The organism is Nitrospirota bacterium (assembly GCA_004296885.1).
Taxonomy (GTDB): domain Bacteria; phylum Nitrospirota; class Nitrospiria; order Nitrospirales; family Nitrospiraceae; genus SYGV01.
This window is the reverse complement of sequence record SCVN01000023.1, coordinates 510,701-527,553: the sequence shown is the minus strand read 5'-3', so window position 1 is coordinate 527,553 and position 16,853 is coordinate 510,701. Positions and strand designations below refer to the sequence as shown.

Genomic DNA, 16,853 nt, shown 5'->3' with positions numbered 1-16,853 from the left:
TCATCAGCTGCTGGCTGACTGCTGTAAGCTGAACAGCTGTTCGTCAGATCTCGGCGACGGGCGCGGTATGGTCGCCTTCGCAGACGGTGCAGACCCTGGCCGGAACACCGTTGCTGGGCCGGGCGGGGGCCAGCGCAAACTTCGTATCCAGGGCCACGACCTCCGTGCCCTGGAACGTCCACAGGCGGTGGCAGGCAGGGCAGCAGTACCACTGGGTATAAGCCGGCCATTCGCGATCACGGACTGCCATGAAGACCTCAAAAGAAAGCTAATAAGGTGTTCTCCGCCGGCCCTTGAAGTGGGAGGGCCGGCGGCTCAGCAAGCTCGGTGTGGAGCTGGCGAGAGGAATTGAACCTCCAACCGTCGGTTTACAAAACCGATGCTCTGCCATTGAGCTACGCCAGCACCGACCCAGAGAGTACACTGGGGCTCCGTTCCCTGGCAAGCCTTGGCGATTCGTTGGCCGTTCCTGGCCGGCGCGGCTTGACGGGGCCAAGCGGCTGGTCTATTTTATCGCGCTCAAGCGCCGTCCAATTGAAGGGGGGGAAGAGATGAGAGTCTTAAAAATCCTTGTAGTGATGGCGGTGGTGGTCCAACTGACGGCCTGCGGCGCTAGCTCATGGGTTCATCCCAACAAGCCTGAGGGGGCGTTTACGGAGGACTACAACAGGTGCGAGTCCGATGTGCTGAAAGATCCCAAGTTGCAGCAGGGGAACCGCTACATGGTGCTGGAGGCAACCGAGCGTTGCGTCATGAAAAAAGGGTGGATGATCAGGGAAACCGAATAGCCCTCCCATAGGCGGCTAGCCCTCGGTTCCTCCGGCTCAACTTCAGCGCTGCGCCTCTGCGACCATCACCTGGGGGGCACCAGGATCACCGCTTCGTTGATATTTCGGTACGATATCGGAAGCCGCTTTCCGATGTGGGTGAGTGATTCACCGCCGTTACCTCGATGTCGTTTCCCAACAGCTCGTGGCTGTCCTCTGGATATTGCCAAGCCGTGGACGCCGGCGTCCTATGCCTTCGGGTGTCATGAAGCTTGCCGAAGCCTCGCTTGGTGTCCTATGATGCGGGCACCTGTCCTTCTCTGCGTTCTCTTGTTGCGCTGAGTGTCTGGTTGTTGCCGGTCAGATCGAGGAGGTAAACCGTGCGGGCAAGAACTGTCGGCCTGATGGCCATGGCTCCGTGGGTGCTGGCAGCTTGCGCCGCCGATCCGCTCTTCCCGTCTGGCGTGGAGCAAAAGGTCGATCCGGGCATGCAATTCGGCATCTTTAACGCCGAGGCCGATACCTACCTCAAGGGACAGATGGTTCTCTTGGGCGGGCGTATCGTTTCAGCCGAACGGAAGGATAAGGGCCTTGTGATCGTTGCCCAGGAACTCCCGGTCCAGGAACGTCCCTCTCGCCGCCCCATCGATCACGTGAAGCCGATCGGGGACTTTGTATTTACCTATCTGGGGTCGGTAGAGCCGGCTGGCCTTCAGCATGCGAATAAGTTTTTGCTGATAGGGGAGATGCGAGGAACCGAAACGATTGTCATTGACGGGGCCTCCAAAGCCGTGCCCTATTTGATTGCGCGGTGCCTCCATGTTTGGAAAACGGGCCGCTATGCCATCCGGGACTTTCCGGATTTGCCGGATGGATTTTATCCCCTCGCCGAACAGACTTACTGCCTGCCTCAAAACCCGTGAATCGGTGAGACCGACGGTTATCTCATACATGTCCGTCGTTCTTCCCGTGCGGCGGAGCCCTGCCTGACTTCACAAGCAGCTTGTCACCGCTATTGGGAATGTGCGAGTGACGCGAAGCGGGCGGAGAGGGAAGGGCCAGGGCAGACCCGACACGTTCTGTGTCGGGTCTGCCCTGGTGGAGAGGCTACGGCAACTTACTTGGTGCAATAGGTCTGTTCTTCCAAGGGGTAATAGCCGTCCGCTACGTGGGGGAAGTCGGAGATCTCGTAATATCTTCCGGTCTTCCAGACATGCATGCAGCGGGCGAGGAGATAGGTCTGCGGCCTCGTGGCCCCGTCAAAGCTCACCGCTTTGGCTCCCTGCATTTCAGCGACCACGATGAACTTATTGCCATCCCTAAGTCCTGCCGGATCGACTTTTCCCGGATACAGAACCGCAATGAGCCCAGTGGATCCGACGGTCTCCACCGGGCCATAGGCTGGATACTCCTGAATGGGGAGCTGCTTGGCTACGATTAAGGTGCCATTGTCCACCTCTCGGACTTCCATGATGCGGCCGGCCAACTGAACAGCGCGTCCCTTATAGGTGTCCGGCTTGGCCTTGAGCACGCCAAACTCCACGTTTGGGGTAATGTCGTTGGTTATGCCGGCGGGGAAAAGCGACGGGGCGGCATAGGCCAGGACGGGGGCAGCCAGGGCGGCCATTAAAGTGACGGTGAAGGCTTTCATGGGTCACCTCCTTACTTGGAATCCTTGAATGGGACTACCGATAACAATTTCGTAATTTAAACGTAACAATTATTTAACATAGAATTTACATTAATGCAACAATAAATTTTGCTAGGCCGGTCGAAATAACCGGCCTAGCCCTGCGTCTTAAGGAATATGAGGGAGGTGGCTTAAAGGGCTGCGGAAGAGGGAGGCGAGTAATGAACTTGGCTGAACGGACAAGCTGGGGTATAGCCACGTTGGCAAGACGTCTGATAGTCCCGCTGGGCGCTGGCTGAGTCGCCCAACATGGACAAGGCTACGGCTCGGTTGAAATAGAGGAGGTTGTCGGTCGCTCCAAGCGCAAGAGCCTGAGACAGATCCTGCACCGCAAGGTCGAATTCTCCCGTCAGGATCTGGATCAAGCCGCGGCTCTCATAGACCTCGGCAAGGGATCGGTCGAGGGCTTCCGCCCGGTCCAGGTCTTGTTTGGCCAGAAGAAAGTCGCGCTTGAGGGCATGGACCACGGCCCTGTTCGCATAGGCGGCTGCCATGCGATTATCAAGATCCAGGGCAGCGTTGAAGTCGGCCAAGGCTTCGTCCAACCGTCCGAGCTGGCGATAGGCGAGCCCCCGATGGGTGAGCGCCAGAGCCGACCGGGGAGAAAGTCGAACCGCCTCCTGGAGGACATCGAGCGCCGAAGCCGGATTCCCAAGTTCGAGGTAGGCGACGCCGAGGTTGTTGCGATAGAGGACGTTCTCCGGAGCAAGCGTGGTGGCTTGGGATAGGTCGTGGACGGCTTCCGCCCGTTTTCCCTGGTGCATTTTGACGAAGGCCAAGGCATTCCACGCCTCGGCTCTGGCCGGTTCCATCCGGATCGCCCGCGAGAAGCTTGCCACGGCTCGATCGCTCTGCCCCTGCGTAAACTCCTGTTCGCCTTGCGCCATGATCCTGGCGAAGGGGTCTGTGGCCTGAGGATGGTTTGTCTGCACAGCGGTACAGCCCCAAGTGAGGAGGAGGGCCGTCAGGGCGCCGAGCAGTTGGGACGCAGTGGGTGTAGAGGCGGTCATCAATACCTCCGGGTCGGTGGCGGTTCGTGAGTTCCGAGTCAACATGCGTAGAACTCTAACCTGCCGCCATTACTGGCGGATAGCGAGCCTGTTACATCTGTGTAAACTATTGCTGTGGCGCGGCGGGTTTGCGGCGAGACTTGGCTTTGGGCTTGCTGTCCGTCAGTTCTTGTTTCAGTTTTGCCAGCTCGTCTTTGAGCGACTGCATGTCTTGGGCTTGGTCTTTCAAGCGCGAGCGGAGCTCGAGGTTGGCGGAGGAGAGTTCGCGAAGCATCAGACGTAAGTCTTCCGCCGACTCGGCTGTAGTTGGTGCGCCTGAACTGCCCTTGGAGGTTGGTAGCGTAGGAATGACTGGGACCAGTTGTGCAGCAGGCACCTGCGGTACTGGCTGTCCCGTCTGGGCGGCGATAGGGAGTGAGCGGGCCGCCAGGACATCCTGAATCTTCATTGAAATATGGACTTTCTCAAAGGGGCCCCAGGCCGGTGTGTCCGCCGGAGAGAGCGAGGCTGGTTGAGCCGGCCTCGCCAGCCAGAGATGCATCCCTTTGAAGTCCCGCGGGTCCTTATAGTCCTCCCCGCCGGCCGTGTCGGTGCGCACAAAGGCCGTGTGGTCTTGCAGCGTCAGGTGCAGGTAGGGTCCGCGAATGAAGAGGGACCCGGCCGTCCGGTCCTCGTTGTAGCGGACAGCCAGATTGGGAACTGAGAAGAACACCCGTTCGTCCGGTCTTGCCTGGCTCAGTGCAGACACCAGAGGCTTGGCCACCAGATTCAACTCTTCTTCTTTGAGCAAAGGGATGGGTGTGGGGTCCCTGAGGAGGCCGCCGACCATGCCGCTCCAGCCGCTGACCTGAACCGAACTGAGCAGGGCCCGGATATCTTCCACCGTCAAACGAGCCGGGTGACTGTTCAGGACGGTGGGCGGGGAACTGCTGGTGGAAGGATCGTGCTCGGTGCCTATCTGCACATCCCGTTCATTGTAGACGAGCCGCTCATGGCTCAGCGCACCGCAAGCGGGCGCCGTGCAGAGCAGTACTATAAGGAGAAGGGGAATGATCGGGCTGGGTCGGGAGCGCATGGTATGCCGAAACACGAAGCGATCCTTCACGGGTGTGTTAAGTGTTGACGCATGGTCTGGTATGTCGTTCGCGACCCTGTTGCGCCTGGGCTGCGCCGCGACGTAGGTGAATGACTGTGGGGCGGAGTCCGGGATTACTTGCACGAGAATTGGATGCCCCAGAGCCGCTCTTCGACGCCGCCATCGTACACGGTATTCACCGTTCCCCGCCATTTCTGGTCCACCTTCTCATTGACCCTCGGGAGCACTCCCTCCTTTACGATGCGGTATCCGGTCGGGCATTTTCTATCCATCAAGGTCAGGGCTTCGTTACGGCCGAGCGAGGAAACCGTTTCGATTTCTTTGGTGTAAGAGAACCCGATGACGCCTCCCGAAGGCGTTTCACGGACGAAGGAGGCTTCTTGCATACAAGCGGACAGCCCGGCCCAGAAAGCGACCAGGCCGATCCACCGACCGAAGAACCTTGTCACAGAGTTCTTTCGCATGGAGATGGGGGCCACCCTGAGAGCGGCCCCCTAGAAAGACATTCTACAAGGTTCGCGGCAGGGTGTCACGTTGTCAGTTACTTCTTCGGCTCGCAATAGGTGTTTTCTTCCAGTGCGGTAAAGCCGCCCCCGACACCGCCAGAAATGAAGTCCGCGATTTCCCTTCCTTCCGTATTCCACACGTGCAGGCACTGAGCAATCAGAAAGGGTTCGCTTTTCGGCGCCCCGTCCACCATCACCGTTTCCGGCTTGCCCTTCGTTCTCCCGACCATGATGAATCGATTGCCCGTCATCAATGCCCGCTGGTCAAGCTTGCCGTTGAAGAGGAAGGCAAACTCGTATTCGCCGGTCTGCTTACCCGTATCGGCTGGCCCGTAAGCCGGATGGCGTACAATAGGTAATTGTTGTCCAACAATCACAATGCCGTTGGGAGTTTCTTGGGAGGCGACAATACGCCCACCCACTTGCACCTTCGGCCCCTTCGCATCGACACCTCGGTCACTCGTCATGGGGTTGCCGGATGTCTGCCTCCAGGCTTTGAAATCAAAAGTGGGGACCACGTCCTCCATCACGTCTGCCGGAAACAGTGCGGGAGTGGTGCAGCCTCCAAGAGTCAGACAAAATAGAAGTGCCGAGCCAATACCTGTGGGTTTCATAACCGTCTCTCCTTTATGTATGCGTCGTGGCCTAGAAGCTGTGTGTTACATGTACCGGATTTGAAACTGCACGTAAAACGCATTCTGGGCGAAAGGATCGCCGACGCCTCTGGTGGGGTCGGCCACAAGGCCGGACCCATTGCCCGAATGGTGCCGGAATTCATAGTTGAACATCAACTTGCTTTGAATCTTGGGAGGCAGATTCTCGAAGTAGTAGTTCAGCCCCAGGATCGTTCTTGTATAGAGGTCGTTACCGGCCATGACGCCGCCGTTGAGGTTGGTTGATCCCGCGTGGGTGTTCGGATTGAATTGTTCATACCAGATGATCGGCTCCCAGTTCTCCAAGGGCCCTTGCGTGAAGAGGTATTTGCCATAGACATACCAGGTCTGGCGCTGGACACCTGGGGCCCCGTTCCCACCGCATTGCGTCTGGATCAGGCAGGCGCCCTGGGCCGGGAGGCCGACCGAGGTCTGGTTGGCTCCGTCATGGCCGATCCAGTATTCGCCTTGAATATGGAGCCCCGGAATCAGTTTGGAGACGTATCGTGCGTCCACGCCGAATCGGTCGAAGGCTCCTTTGCCGCGCCCGTTGATGAAGGTGCCTGCATTGTTGCTTTCCCCCCCGATCACCGTAAAGCTGACGAACGACACGTCGGTCAAAAACAGTCTGGTGCGCGAGTAGACCGCCTTGGGGCTATTGGCGCCGTTTTGGCCGTTAAAATTGGCCTGAAAGTTATTGTTATTCATCACGCCGATCGCATAGTCCAGTTTGTTCCACAGCCGTCCGCGCATGTCGAGGAAGAAATCGCGTTCCTGGATAAATTCAATTGTCCCTGCGGCGCCATTTTTTCCGGTCGTGCTGTTGGCCGCCCCGCTCCCGACCGTCGTGAGGTAGGGAGAGCTGATGACGTCCCGCAGACCTCCCGATGTCTCAGTGTAGATGCCGAAGGGCATACGGAAGATACCGAATCGGAAAAAGTTCAGGTTAGGCGCAAGAGAAGGAATCGGCCGGAAGTCGATATAGGACTCCCGGAAAAAGGTGGCTGATGTGGGAGTGCCAGCTGCCGTGCTGCTGTTACCCGTCGGGGTATTGTTCGTTAAGCCGGTGCTTTGAAACTCATACAGGGCGTGCCAACGGGGAAGGTACTCGTTGATTCTTCCCCAGAAGAGAAACTCTGACCGTCGGATCGAGAACTGGTCTTGGCTCTTGCCCTCCGCCTGGTGGGCATCCTGATGGCTGTAGAGCCATTGCAGGGCGTTCAAGCCGAAGTTCACTTTGTCGGTCAGGATCGGGAGCTTCTCGACCTTTTCCTTCCACTCTTCGATGATGTCGAGCCGTTGTTCGATCTGTCGGGGAATCTCATAGGGCGCCCCGGTGACTTGCGTCGCAGGTAATTGGGGGGCGGGGGCTGCCTGGGTCATGAGCATCGACGAGGGACTGTTGCTCTGGGCTGGAAGGAGTGGCCGTGATGAGCCGGACGGATCGCTCGCCGACTCGGCCGCTTCGGCTGGGCCGGCTCCACAATCCATGGCGAGCGCGGCGGCAAAGACGGCGATCCAGAAAAATGGCTGGCGGCTCTTCATCGATGTGTCCTCCTTGTTAATGATGATAGTCATATCGGTTTAGGCCTGTTTCGATAATCGCGCTACGCGGTACGGTCTTGATCTTGCTGGAGACTTTGTACGGTAGTGCTGTGACGGATGAATGAGCGCCGTGTTAAAGGTGCGTAAAATGATTCCCTGGAGGAGAGGGGAAGAGAAACAAGAAGCAGGGACGCGGGCGGCGAGATCTGTGTTGGGGGCGCGGCTTCGCATCGGCAGCGACGGAAGCGTGCGCTCAACCGGCATCCGTTGTGTGGCGGATGATTTTGCCTTCGACCATGTAGACCACGAGCTCGGCCACGTTGGTGGCATGGTCGGCGATGCGCTCGATGTACTTGCCGATGAAGGTCAACCGGATCGCGCGGGAAATCGTTTGGGGATCCTCGATCATGAAGGACAGCAGCTCGCGGAACAGTTGTTCGGTGAGATTGTCTACGTAATCGTCGTCGACGCAGACTTGTCGGGCGAGCGGCGCGTGGTAGTCGACGAACGCGTTCAGGCTGTTCTTTACCATCCGTAATGCCCAGTTGGCCATGAGTGGAATATCGATGTAGGGCTTCAGCTGGGGCTCTTCGTTTAATTCGATGGCGCGCTCGCAAATATTTTCAGCCAGGTCGCTCATGCGCTCAAGCTCGGTGGCGATTTTCATGGCCGTTGTGATGAAGCGCAAATCCCTTGCGGTCGGCTGATGCAAGGCCAGTAAGCGCAGGCAATCTTCGTCCATTTCCACGTCCAAGGCATTCACTCGGCGATCGTTGTCGATCACCCGACGGGCCAATTCCGAGTCCCGCTCCGTGAGCGCGCGGAGGGCCTGCTGAATTTGGTCCTCGACGAGCTTCCCCATCCGGAGCAGCTTGTCTTTGAGATCGGTGAGCTCGTCGTCAAAATGTCGGTGCATGATCGTGTCCTCGGTTGCGTGGAAGCGTCGGGAGCCTTACCCAAAGCGGCCGGTCACATAATCCTCCGTCAACTGATCGACGGGATTGGTGAAGATGGCGTCGGTTTTCCCGAATTCGACGATCCGGCCCTGATACATGAATGCGGTGAAGTCCGATACCCTTGCGGCTTGTTGCATGTTATGGGTCACGATGAGGATGGTGACCCGTTGCTTGAGCTCGCTCAGGAGTTCCTCGATGCGGGCCGTTGCGGTCGGATCCAGGGCCGAGCAGGGCTCGTCGAAGAGCAGGAATTCCGGGTCGGTTGCGAGAGCGCGGGCGATGCAGAGGCGCTGTTGTTGGCCCCCCGACAGCTGGAACGCCGGATGATGGAGCCTGTCCTTGACTTCGTTCCAGAGGGCGGCGCCCCGCAGCGCCTGCTCGACTTTACGGTCCAGCAGGCAGCGCTGAGCCTGGCCGCGAATGCGCAGTCCGTAGGCCACATTCTCGAAAATCGACTTCGGAAACGGATTGGGTTTCTGAAAGACCATGCCGATCCGCATGCGTATGGCCAGCGGATCGATGGACGGATCGATGATGTTCATTCCCTCCGGATAGAGCACGATCTGTCCCTCGTAGCGGGTGCCGGGGTAGAGGTCGTGCATACGGTTGAAGCAGCGCAGGTAGGTCGTCTTGCCGCAGCCGGAAGGGCCGATCAGGGCGGTCACCCGGTTGTCGGCGATCACCAGATTGACGTCGCGCAGGGCATGGGCCGCCCCGTAATAAAAATTGAGCTGTTTGGTCTCAGCTTTCAGGGCGTGGGCGGCGTCGGGCGTGGCGACAGGCAACGTTACCATTGGATGTGTTTCCGATAACGGGCGCGGATGTAGATGGCGAGGCCGTTCATGGCCAGGGTCATCACCATGAGGAGCAAGCCTGCGGCGGCGGCGATCCTGTGAAAGGCCTCTTGCGGTCGGGACACCCAATTGAACATCTGGATAGGCATGACGGTGAAGGGATCGAGCAGCCATTCGAACGAAACAAACGGGAAGTCCGTTTGCCAGGGTTCATGCGGCAGGAAGGCGATGAAGGACAGGGCGCCGATCGTCATGAGCGGCGCGCTCTCTCCGATGGCCCGGGAGAGCGCCAGGATCAAGCCGGTCAGGATGCCCCCGGTGGCGGCGGGGAGCACGTGGTCCCACACCGTTTGCCATTTGGTGGCACCGAGGGCGCCGGCGGCTTCGCGGATGCTCTGCGGCACTGTCCGTAACGCCTCGCGGGTGGCCATGACGACGATCGGCAGGATCAGCAGCGCCAAGGTGAGCCCGGCTGTCAGGATGCTTTGGCCCAAATGCAACTGGTACACCAACAGTCCCAGCGCCATAAGTCCATAGATGATCGACGGCACACCGGCCAGGTTCGCCATGTTGATCTCGATAAGATCGGTGACCCAGTGGCGAGGCGCATATTCCTCCAGATAGACGGCGGCCGCGATGCCCAGCGGAACGGCGGTCACGGCGGTCACGACCATCACCAACATGGTGCCGACCCAGGCCGGCAGGATGCCCGCGGCATCGGGGAATCGGGACGGGTATGAGGTGAAAAACTTCCAGGAGAGGTGCGGGCCCCCGTCCATGGCCAATCCGGCGAGCAAGATGAGCAACGTGGCGATGCTCGCCAGCATGGCCAGCAGTCCGGCGCCGGCAACCAGGATATCCAGACGCTTTCGGAGGGCCCGACCGTACGGCCTGTCCGAGGGGAACCTAGAAGGCATGCTGAAACCGCTTGCGCAACATGTGCCCGGCAATGTTGAAGGTCAACGTCATGATCAGGAGTACCAGGCCGGCCGCAAAGATCGACTGGTACCCGAGGCTGCCGTGAGGCAGATCGCCCAGGCTGACTTGGACGATGTAGGCGGTCAGCGTGGCGGCCGGCTCAAGCGGGTTGGCGGTCAACGTGGGCTGCATCCCGGCCGCGATGGCCACCACCATCGTTTCCCCGATCGCTCGGGACACGGCCAAGACATACGCTGCGGCGATGCCGGAGAGCGCGGAGGGGACGACGACCCGGACGGCCGTTTGGAGACGCGAGGCGCCCATGGCATACGAGCCTTCCCGCATGAGCATCGGCACCGCCCGCATGGCGTCTTCGCTCACCGAACTGACGTAGGGCATGATCATGATGCCAATCACCAGTCCGGCGCTCAACATGTTGAATCCGGGCAGGTCCGGCCACAGGCGTTGCAGCAGCGGGGTGACGAAGAGCAACGCAAAATATCCGAACACCACGGTGGGGACCGCGCTTAACAGCTCGAGGATGGGCTTGACGGTTTCACGGACGGGGAGCGGCGCGTACTCGCTTAAGTAGACGGCGGTGATGGTGCCCAGCGGCACGGCGACCAGCAGAGCCACCACCGTGGTCACGAGCGTGCCGGAGACCAAGGGCAGGATCCCGTAATGGGCGTCCGAAAAGAGCGGAGTCCACTGGGTGTCCGTCAAAAACGCTCCGAGCGATACCTGCCGGAAAAAGCCCAGCGATTCGTACAGCAGGACTCCCACGATTCCCACGGTGACGGCGACCGAGGTGAGCGCTGCCAGAAAGAGCCCAAGCTCGATCCCGCGCTCGCGCACGCGCCCCACAGTCTTCCGCATAGGCTCGGTCTGCAACGCTTCCACGGCCTCCGCTATTCCGCCTTCGAGCGGGCCAATAACTCTCCGATCGTGAGTCCGACCGCAGACGCTCCCTGGAACGACGTCCCGAGTTTGCCGTGATGAAAATGCTCCAGGGCGATGCGGTAGGCCTCCTTCGGCAACGGCACATATTTCACTTGGGCGACGAGTTCGGCTGCGTGGGTGAGATAGAAGTCCACGAGGCGGCGCACCTCCGGCCTCTCGGCCGCCTGCTTGCTCACATAAATGAAGATGGGGCGGGCCAGAGGTCGGTACGTCCCGCTCTCGACGGTCTGGCGGGACGGCAGCACACCACCCCGTCCTGCGTCGACGGCCACGGCTTTCAGCCGTTGGCTGTTGGGTTCGTAGTAGGCGAACGGAATGTATCCCAGCGCATGCTTGTCGTTGGCGATTCCCTGCACCAAGGTATTGTCGTCCTCGCTGGCCGTATAGTCGCCCCGGCTGGCCTTGGCCTTGCCCACGATAGCTTCGGTGAAGTAATCAAAGGTGCCCGAATCGGACCCGGCGCCGAACAGCTTGAGGGGGGCATCGGGCCAGGTCGTACGGATCTGGTTCCATCTGGTGATCTTGCCCTGGGCTTGCGGTTCCCACATTGTCTTGAGTTCGGCCACGCTCAGGGAATCCGCCCAGGCATTCTGGCGGCTGACCACCAGCGCCATGGCATCGAAAGCCACGGGCAATTCGTAGTACTGGATGCCCTGTTGTTTGCAGACTTCCATCTCGGCCGCCGCGATCGGGCGCGACGCATCTTGAATGTCCGTCTCGCCGCGGCAGAATTTCTTGAAGCCTCCGCCGGTGCCGGAAATGCCCACGGTCACTCGCACGGAGCCTCTGTTCTGTTTCTGGAATTCCTCCGACACAGCTTCCGTAATGGGGAAGACCGTGCTGGAGCCGTCGATCTTCACCAGCGATGCAGGCTGGGCCCCGGCGAAGTCGCGCAGGAGCGGTGCGGCACCGATCAGCAGGGCGAAGACGGCGAGATAGCTTACGGCGACGCTTTTCACGCGTTCCTCCATTGATATCTTCTGTTGCGAGCCCTTGAGAACAGGACCAGCATAGATGAGCTCTGTTGCGATGCGGTTGCCGAAACGTTAAGAGTGGGTAAACTGACGTGTGAGCGAGCAGACTCGTCGATGGGCAGAGACGGCCCTGTGTTTTGTGGAAAGGCTGTGACGGTGTCGTGCTGCGGGCGGTTTAGATTCGAACGAAGGCAAGGAACAGGCGTAGGCGTCCGGCGATCTCGTCGCGGACCCGTCGGAAGACCTGCAGCCGTTCCTCCAGCGAGCCCTGGGCTGCAGCGGGATCATCAAAACTCCAGTGCAAGCGGGACGTGGCGCCGGGAAAAGTCGGACAGGCTTCTTTGGCACTGTCGCAGACTGTGATGACGTAGTCGAATCGCTCGCCAAGGAACTGATTGACGTTTTTGGAAGTGTGCCGTGAAATATCCACGCCGACCTCGCGCATGGCTGCGACCGCGACTGGGTTCAAGCCGACCGGATGAGTGCCCGCGCTGGCCACATCGAAACGGTCTCCGGCCAGATGTCGGAGCCAGCCTTCCGCCATCTGGCTGCGGCAGGAATTACCGGTGCAGAGAAACAAGACGCGTGGCTTCATGCGGCTGCCTCTCTCGGAAACCAATGGCGCGTTCGGTTGCAGGCGGCGCAGACCGAGAGCATGACGGGCACCTCGACCAGCACACCGACGACCGTCGCCAGCGCGGCGCCCGAGCCGGGACCGTAGAGGGCGATGGCGGTGGCCACGGCCAGCTCGAAAAAGTTGCTGGCGCCGATCAGCGCGCCTGGCGCGGCGATCGCATGGGGCACGTGCAGGAATTTCATGAGGCCGTAGGCCAGCGACGAGTTGAAGTAGACCTGGAGCAGGATCGGGACGGCGATCAGGGCCACGTGAAAGGAGCGCCCCATGATATTGTCCGCCTGAAAAGCGAAAATCAGGACCAGCGTAGCCAATAGGGCGGTGATCGTGACCGGTGCGAAACGGGGCAGCAGGTTCTCCTCGAACCAGCGGAGGCCTCGTTGCCTGATGAACCAGGCTCGGAGCGCCGTCCCGATGGTCAGGGGGATGACGATAAAAGCTGCAACCGAATAGAACAGGACAAGCCAAGGTACGGTCAACGAAGAGGCGCCGCTGACCAGAAAGCCGACCAGGGGCGCGAACAGGACCAACATGATCAGATCGTTCACCGAGACCTGGACCAGGGTATAGGCCGGATCTCCGTCGGTCAGGTAACTCCAGACGAAGACCATGGCAGTGCAGGGGGCGGCCGCCAGGATGATCGCCCCGGCGATGTACTGGTCCGCTTCCGCCGGGGTGATCCAGGCCGAGAAGAGATGGCGGAAAAAGAGCCAGGCCAAGAACGCCATGGAAAAGGGCTTCACCAGCCAATTGACGAGGAGGGTCACGGCCAGTCCCTTCGGCCGTTTGCCGACGTTGCGAACCGAGGCGAAATCGACGTTCATCATCATCGGGACGATCATGAGCCAGATCAGGATCGCCATGGGTAAGTTGACGTGGCTGTCTGCCCCCAGTTCGAGCGACCGCATGGAGTCCACCAGGCCAGGCAGGAGCTTCCCGATCGCCACTCCCGCCACCATGCAGAGCCCGACCCAGAGGGTCAGGTAGCGCTGGAACAGATTAAGGCGCTTTTCGTTTGGAGATTTAACGTTTGAATCTATTGAAATATCAATTAGTTATCATTGATAGTGAAAGATCATAATCATATCTATTGCTCGCTCAGTTATTGCGCCTTGGCTCCTCGGGCGGTTTGCTGGCGCGGATGAAGGCGCTGAGAAATTTGCCGTCGACTTGCTGGGCGATGGCCTCGACATTGAGCCCGGCTCCTGCCAGAAATTCTCGGGCATCTTCCGCCCGGTAAATGCGGGTCGGTTCCAGGCTGATGTTTGTAAAACCAGCCTTGGCCAGCTTGTCGAGATACTCCGATTCTTCCAGCGCGCCGGCCACGCAGCCCATCCAAAGCTCGATGTTGCGGCGAATCTCAGTCGGAACCGGTCCGCGCACGACCACGTCGGAGACGGCCAGACGGCCGTCCGGTTTCAGAACCCGAAAGGCTTCGGCAAAGACCCGGTCCTTGTCCGGAGAGAGGTTGATGACGCAGTTGGAAATGATCACGTCCACGGAACAGTCGGGCAGGGGAATCTGCTCGATCTCGCCCTTCAGGAACTCCACGTTGTCCGCTCCGGCTTTGCGCTGGTTGTCGCGGGCGAGCGCCAGCATCTCGTCCGTCATGTCGAGGCCGTAGGCCTTGCCGGTCGGGCCGACGCGCTTGGCGGAGAGGAGGACGTCAATTCCGCCACCCGATCCCAGGTCCAGCACGGTTTCGCCTGGGTTCAATTGGGCCAGGGCCGTCGGGTTGCCGCAGCCCAGCGAGGCCGACAGAGCTTCGGCCGGCAGCGCCCCGGTTTCTGACGGCTGGTACAAATTGGATGTGATCGGATCGAACTTGCCCGGAGATTTGCCGCCGCAACAAGAGCTGCCGCCGCTCTTGGCCTGCAAGGCGGCTTGTCCATATTCGTTCCTGACGAGTTCTTTAATGGTCTTTTCGCCGGTGTGGGGGCTCATGGGTGCCTCTTTCCATTCATCAATAAAAGTTGATTATTCAGGGAAAAAAATAGTTCAGTCGCAACAAGGGGCAGCCGGTCTGGATTTTGCGCGTGTGCCTTTCAAAGTCATCAACCATTGGCCGATTGCTTCGACCGTTTCGGCATTCAGCGAATAGTAAATCCAGCGGCCTTCCCGGCGGTCCTGGAGCAGTCCCGCGTCTTTGAGTGTCTTGAGATGAAACGAGAGCCGGGATTGACCGGTTTGGAGAAAGTCGGTCAGGTCGCACACGCACTGTTCGCCTTCCAGCAAATGCTCGATGATCTGAAGTCTGGTCTCATCCGCCAGGGCATGGAACCAGAGGGCTGTCTGCTCCAAGTCTTTTGTGCGCGTCGTGATCATGCGCTACGATATATCAATTAAAATTGATTAGTCAAGGGGAGAGAGAAGCGTCTTCCGGCTTCTGGGGCGGAAGACGGGTTGCGCGCTGGGGGCGGCCTATCCGGGCATCCGCTGGGGCGCGCCTGTCGAAAAGTTTTCCTTGCGTTCCTTGGTCGGCTCATTTATGTTATCGAAACTCGATATCTAATTTCGATATCAGGAGGTCCAGTGGCCGCATCGTCGCCTCTCAATGCAAAGCGCCGGCCCGGCCGGTCCGCAGTGGATCCGGCGTCGAGCCGTCTCACCCGCCAGTTGTTCCTGGGATTCGTCCGTATTCACATCCTTTACCATGCGGCCGAGGAGGCGGTCTGCGGTGTGGAACTCACGGAGGAGCTGGGTACCCACGGGTACCGGCTGAGCCCAGGCACCCTCTATCCCACGCTTCATGCGCTGGAGGCGGCGGGCTTTCTGCGCTGCGAGTCGCAACTGTGCGACGGGCGGCGACGGAAGTGTTATCGGATCACGAAGGCCGGACGTTGGGCGCTGGAAGAGGCCCGCAAGCGGATCAAAGAGTTGGTGGAAGAAGTACTGGAGGATCGGCATCGATGAGCTTGCGGGCGATCGGGCGTTCGATGTGGTTCTGGCTGGGGCTTGTGCTGATGACCTGGTCTTCGGCCGATGCGGTATGGGCTCAGTCCCCTGATCGGCTGCCTTCCGGTTTGACGATCGATCACGCCATTCAGTTCGGCCTCGACCATTACCCTTCCGTGCGCGTCGCCCTGGCCCGGGTTGAAGCGGCGAAGTCAGGCATTGATTTGACACGCACGGCCTACCTCCCGCGTGTGGAAATGGGCTTTCAACAAAACATGGGCACGTTCAACAAGGCTTCCGGGGTGTTTTTCATGACCCCCTACACGCCGCCGATTTGGGGTCGGCAAGGGGACGGTGTCTCCTATCGGGGCGCATGGGGCAGCGCCGCCGGGACCATGGCTGCGTGGGAGCCCTTTGATTTTGGACTGCGAAACGCCAACGTGGAAGCCGCCCGCGCAGCCGAACGGCAGACGGCGGCAGGGGTGACCTTGACCCAGCTCGACGTCGGCCTCGGGGTTGGAGACGCGTTCTTTATGGTCTTGATGGCTCAGCAGACGGTCGAAGCCATGAAGGGCAATGTGGAGCGTCGGCGCGTGTTTTCCGACACGGTGAACGTACTGGTGAAGAACGGCTTGCGTCCCGGGGTGGACGCCTCCCGTGCCCTGGCCGAACTGGCCATGGCGCGTACGCAGCTCATCCAGGCCGAGCAGGCGGAAGGGATTGCGCGGGCGACCCTCGCCGAGGTGCTTGGCGCCGCCGGGGAGCAATTTGACATTCGTCCCGGGCCGCTCATGACCTTGCCGGGCTCGAGCCGGCTGCCGGAGCCGGCGCCTTGGGCTCACCCGCTGGCTGTGGCCCAGAAGGCGACAGCCGATGTCTTTCAAAAGCGCAAGGAAGCCTTGGACCGGGCCTGGGTGCCCCGGTTTGACCTCATGGCCGGGTTTTCCTCGCGCGGCAGTTCGTGGGAACGGAATGGGAACCGGGAGCCAGGCTATGGGGGGCTGTTTCCGGACGTGCCGAACTGGGTCGGGGGCTGGACGATGTCCTTCCAGCTATTCGACTTTGCCTCCATCCGCGCCAAGCGCCTCACGGAAGAGCACAATCAGCAGGCGGAGTTGGCGGCCTATGATCAGGTGATCCAGGCCTTGACTGGCAAGCATTTCAAGGCCGTGGAAACGGTGAAGGGCGCCAATCGGATCGCCGAAAACACGCCGATCCAATTGACCGCCGCGCGTGACACGGAGGTGCAGGCGCGGGCACGGTATCAAACGGGTCTTGCCACGGTCGTCGAAGTGGCGGAGGCCCAACAGTTGGTCGTCCAGGCGAGCATCGATGATGCCCTGGCGCGTCTCGGTGTCTGGCGTTCAATCCTGGGCCTGGCCGGGGCCCGGGGCGATCTGGGCCTCTTTTTGAACCTGGTACGCAGCTCGACCGGGCAACGGAATCCGTAAAGGC

20 protein-coding genes and 1 tRNA gene are annotated in these 16,853 nt (G+C 60.0%); 4 read left to right on the top strand and 17 right to left on the bottom strand.

The features are described 5' to 3' along the window. Positions 1-43: 43 nt before the first annotated feature. Together EPO61_15600 and EPO61_15595 are read right to left on the bottom strand one after the other, a co-directional pair. Positions 44-250: a hypothetical protein gene (locus tag EPO61_15600; GenBank protein TAJ07378.1), complete on the bottom strand. Its 207-nt coding sequence runs from the start codon at positions 248-250 to the stop codon at positions 44-46. Positions 251-330: 80 nt separating this feature from the next. Next, positions 331-405: transfer RNA gene (locus EPO61_15595), tRNA-Thr, on the bottom strand. A gap of 146 nt (positions 406-551) precedes the next feature. Between EPO61_15595 and EPO61_15590 the strand changes: the two genes are divergently transcribed. After that, complete coding sequence (locus EPO61_15590; protein ID TAJ07377.1) at positions 552-788, top strand: hypothetical protein; 237 nt, start codon at positions 552-554, stop codon at positions 786-788. 359 nt (positions 789-1,147) lie between these two features. Further along, positions 1,148-1,690: a hypothetical protein gene (locus tag EPO61_15585; protein TAJ07376.1), complete on the top strand. Its 543-nt coding sequence runs from the start codon at positions 1,148-1,150 to the stop codon at positions 1,688-1,690. A gap of 194 nt (positions 1,691-1,884) precedes the next feature. On the opposite strand, the gene EPO61_15580 is transcribed toward EPO61_15585, so the two are convergent. The 15 genes from EPO61_15580 to EPO61_15510 all read right to left on the bottom strand — a co-directional run bounded on the left by EPO61_15580 (position 1,885) and on the right by EPO61_15510 (position 14,828). Continuing rightward, positions 1,885-2,418 carry a hypothetical protein gene (locus EPO61_15580; protein TAJ07375.1) on the bottom strand — a complete coding sequence of 178 codons (534 nt, stop codon included), beginning with the start codon at positions 2,416-2,418 and terminating at the stop codon, positions 1,885-1,887. A 170-nt stretch (positions 2,419-2,588) separates the two neighbouring features. After that, the gene (locus tag EPO61_15575; protein TAJ07374.1) at positions 2,589-3,512 is read right to left on the bottom strand and encodes a tetratricopeptide repeat protein; all 924 of its coding nucleotides are present in this window, start codon (positions 3,510-3,512) and stop codon (positions 2,589-2,591) included. Positions 3,513-3,573: 61 nt separating this feature from the next. After that, positions 3,574-4,542 (bottom strand): hypothetical protein, encoded by a 969-nt coding sequence (locus EPO61_15570; GenBank protein TAJ07373.1) that lies wholly within the window; start codon positions 4,540-4,542, stop codon positions 3,574-3,576. 134 nt (positions 4,543-4,676) lie between these two features. Further along, positions 4,677-5,012, bottom strand: a complete 336-nt coding sequence (locus EPO61_15565; GenBank protein TAJ07372.1) for a hypothetical protein — start codon at positions 5,010-5,012, stop codon at positions 4,677-4,679. Between the two features lie 92 nt (positions 5,013-5,104). Further along, positions 5,105-5,683 carry a hypothetical protein gene (locus EPO61_15560; protein ID TAJ07371.1) on the bottom strand — a complete coding sequence of 193 codons (579 nt, stop codon included), beginning with the start codon at positions 5,681-5,683 and terminating at the stop codon, positions 5,105-5,107. Between the two features lie 45 nt (positions 5,684-5,728). Further along, positions 5,729-7,267 (bottom strand): hypothetical protein, encoded by a 1,539-nt coding sequence (locus tag EPO61_15555; GenBank protein ID TAJ07370.1) that lies wholly within the window; start codon positions 7,265-7,267, stop codon positions 5,729-5,731. Positions 7,268-7,520: 253 nt separating this feature from the next. Further along, positions 7,521-8,183: a phosphate signaling complex protein PhoU gene (gene phoU / locus EPO61_15550; GenBank protein TAJ07369.1), complete on the bottom strand. Its 663-nt coding sequence runs from the start codon at positions 8,181-8,183 to the stop codon at positions 7,521-7,523. 36 nt (positions 8,184-8,219) lie between these two features. Beyond that, positions 8,220-9,017, bottom strand: coding sequence for a phosphate ABC transporter ATP-binding protein (gene pstB / locus EPO61_15545; GenBank protein TAJ07368.1), 798 nt, complete (start codon positions 9,015-9,017; stop codon positions 8,220-8,222). Further along, entirely contained in the window at positions 9,011-9,934 is a 924-nt protein-coding gene (gene pstA / locus EPO61_15540) for a phosphate ABC transporter permease PstA (protein TAJ07367.1), read from the bottom strand. Before pstA ends, pstB begins: the two co-directional genes overlap by 7 nt. Next, positions 9,924-10,811 carry a phosphate ABC transporter permease subunit PstC gene (gene pstC, locus EPO61_15535; GenBank protein TAJ07366.1) on the bottom strand — a complete coding sequence of 296 codons (888 nt, stop codon included), beginning with the start codon at positions 10,809-10,811 and terminating at the stop codon, positions 9,924-9,926. Before pstC ends, pstA begins: the two co-directional genes overlap by 11 nt. Before the next feature lie 32 nt (positions 10,812-10,843). After that, the gene (locus EPO61_15530; GenBank protein TAJ07365.1) at positions 10,844-11,866 is read right to left on the bottom strand and encodes a PstS family phosphate ABC transporter substrate-binding protein; all 1,023 of its coding nucleotides are present in this window, start codon (positions 11,864-11,866) and stop codon (positions 10,844-10,846) included. 178 nt (positions 11,867-12,044) lie between these two features. Next, positions 12,045-12,464, bottom strand: coding sequence for an arsenate reductase ArsC (locus EPO61_15525; GenBank protein TAJ07364.1), 420 nt, complete (start codon positions 12,462-12,464; stop codon positions 12,045-12,047). Then, the gene (gene arsB / locus EPO61_15520) at positions 12,461-13,462 is read right to left on the bottom strand and encodes an ACR3 family arsenite efflux transporter (GenBank protein ID TAJ07363.1); all 1,002 of its coding nucleotides are present in this window, start codon (positions 13,460-13,462) and stop codon (positions 12,461-12,463) included. Before arsB ends, EPO61_15525 begins: the two co-directional genes overlap by 4 nt. Before the next feature lie 139 nt (positions 13,463-13,601). Continuing rightward, positions 13,602-14,447 (bottom strand): arsenite methyltransferase, encoded by an 846-nt coding sequence (gene arsM, locus EPO61_15515; GenBank protein TAJ07362.1) that lies wholly within the window; start codon positions 14,445-14,447, stop codon positions 13,602-13,604. A gap of 54 nt (positions 14,448-14,501) precedes the next feature. Then, on the bottom strand, positions 14,502-14,828 hold the full coding sequence (locus EPO61_15510) for an ArsR family transcriptional regulator (GenBank protein ID TAJ07361.1): 327 nt from the start codon (positions 14,826-14,828) through the stop codon (positions 14,502-14,504). A 258-nt stretch (positions 14,829-15,086) separates the two neighbouring features. Between EPO61_15510 and EPO61_15505 the strand changes: the two genes are divergently transcribed. Further along, positions 15,087-15,416 (top strand): PadR family transcriptional regulator, encoded by a 330-nt coding sequence (locus EPO61_15505; protein TAJ07453.1) that lies wholly within the window; start codon positions 15,087-15,089, stop codon positions 15,414-15,416. Further along, complete coding sequence (locus EPO61_15500) at positions 15,413-16,849, top strand: TolC family protein (GenBank protein ID TAJ07360.1); 1,437 nt, start codon at positions 15,413-15,415, stop codon at positions 16,847-16,849. The genes EPO61_15505 and EPO61_15500 overlap by 4 nt, the downstream gene beginning before the upstream one ends. Positions 16,850-16,853: the final 4 nt, after the last annotated feature.

Coding starts and splice junctions, on each gene's coding strand:
- EPO61_15600 (TAJ07378.1), bottom strand. CDS start 250: ATGGCAGTCCGTGATCGCGAATGGCCGGCTTATACCCAGTGGTACTGC.
- EPO61_15590 (TAJ07377.1), top strand. CDS start 552: ATGAGAGTCTTAAAAATCCTTGTAGTGATGGCGGTGGTGGTCCAACTG.
- EPO61_15580 (TAJ07375.1), bottom strand. CDS start 2,418: ATGAAAGCCTTCACCGTCACTTTAATGGCCGCCCTGGCTGCCCCCGTC.
- EPO61_15575 (TAJ07374.1), bottom strand. CDS start 3,512: ATGTTGACTCGGAACTCACGAACCGCCACCGACCCGGAGGTATTGATG.
- EPO61_15570 (TAJ07373.1), bottom strand. CDS start 4,542: ATGCGCTCCCGACCCAGCCCGATCATTCCCCTTCTCCTTATAGTACTG.
- EPO61_15560 (TAJ07371.1), bottom strand. CDS start 5,683: ATGAAACCCACAGGTATTGGCTCGGCACTTCTATTTTGTCTGACTCTT.
- EPO61_15555 (TAJ07370.1), bottom strand. CDS start 7,267: ATGAAGAGCCGCCAGCCATTTTTCTGGATCGCCGTCTTTGCCGCCGCG.
- phoU (TAJ07369.1), bottom strand. CDS start 8,183: ATGCACCGACATTTTGACGACGAGCTCACCGATCTCAAAGACAAGCTG.
- pstB (TAJ07368.1), bottom strand. CDS start 9,017: ATGGTAACGTTGCCTGTCGCCACGCCCGACGCCGCCCACGCCCTGAAA.
- pstA (TAJ07367.1), bottom strand. CDS start 9,934: ATGCCTTCTAGGTTCCCCTCGGACAGGCCGTACGGTCGGGCCCTCCGA.
- pstC (TAJ07366.1), bottom strand. CDS start 10,811: ATGCGGAAGACTGTGGGGCGCGTGCGCGAGCGCGGGATCGAGCTTGGG.
- EPO61_15530 (TAJ07365.1), bottom strand. CDS start 11,866: ATGGAGGAACGCGTGAAAAGCGTCGCCGTAAGCTATCTCGCCGTCTTC.
- EPO61_15525 (TAJ07364.1), bottom strand. CDS start 12,464: ATGAAGCCACGCGTCTTGTTTCTCTGCACCGGTAATTCCTGCCGCAGC.
- arsB (TAJ07363.1), bottom strand. CDS start 13,462: ATGGTGGCGGGAGTGGCGATCGGGAAGCTCCTGCCTGGCCTGGTGGAC.
- arsM (TAJ07362.1), bottom strand. CDS start 14,447: ATGAGCCCCCACACCGGCGAAAAGACCATTAAAGAACTCGTCAGGAAC.
- EPO61_15510 (TAJ07361.1), bottom strand. CDS start 14,828: ATGATCACGACGCGCACAAAAGACTTGGAGCAGACAGCCCTCTGGTTC.
- EPO61_15500 (TAJ07360.1), top strand. CDS start 15,413: ATGAGCTTGCGGGCGATCGGGCGTTCGATGTGGTTCTGGCTGGGGCTT.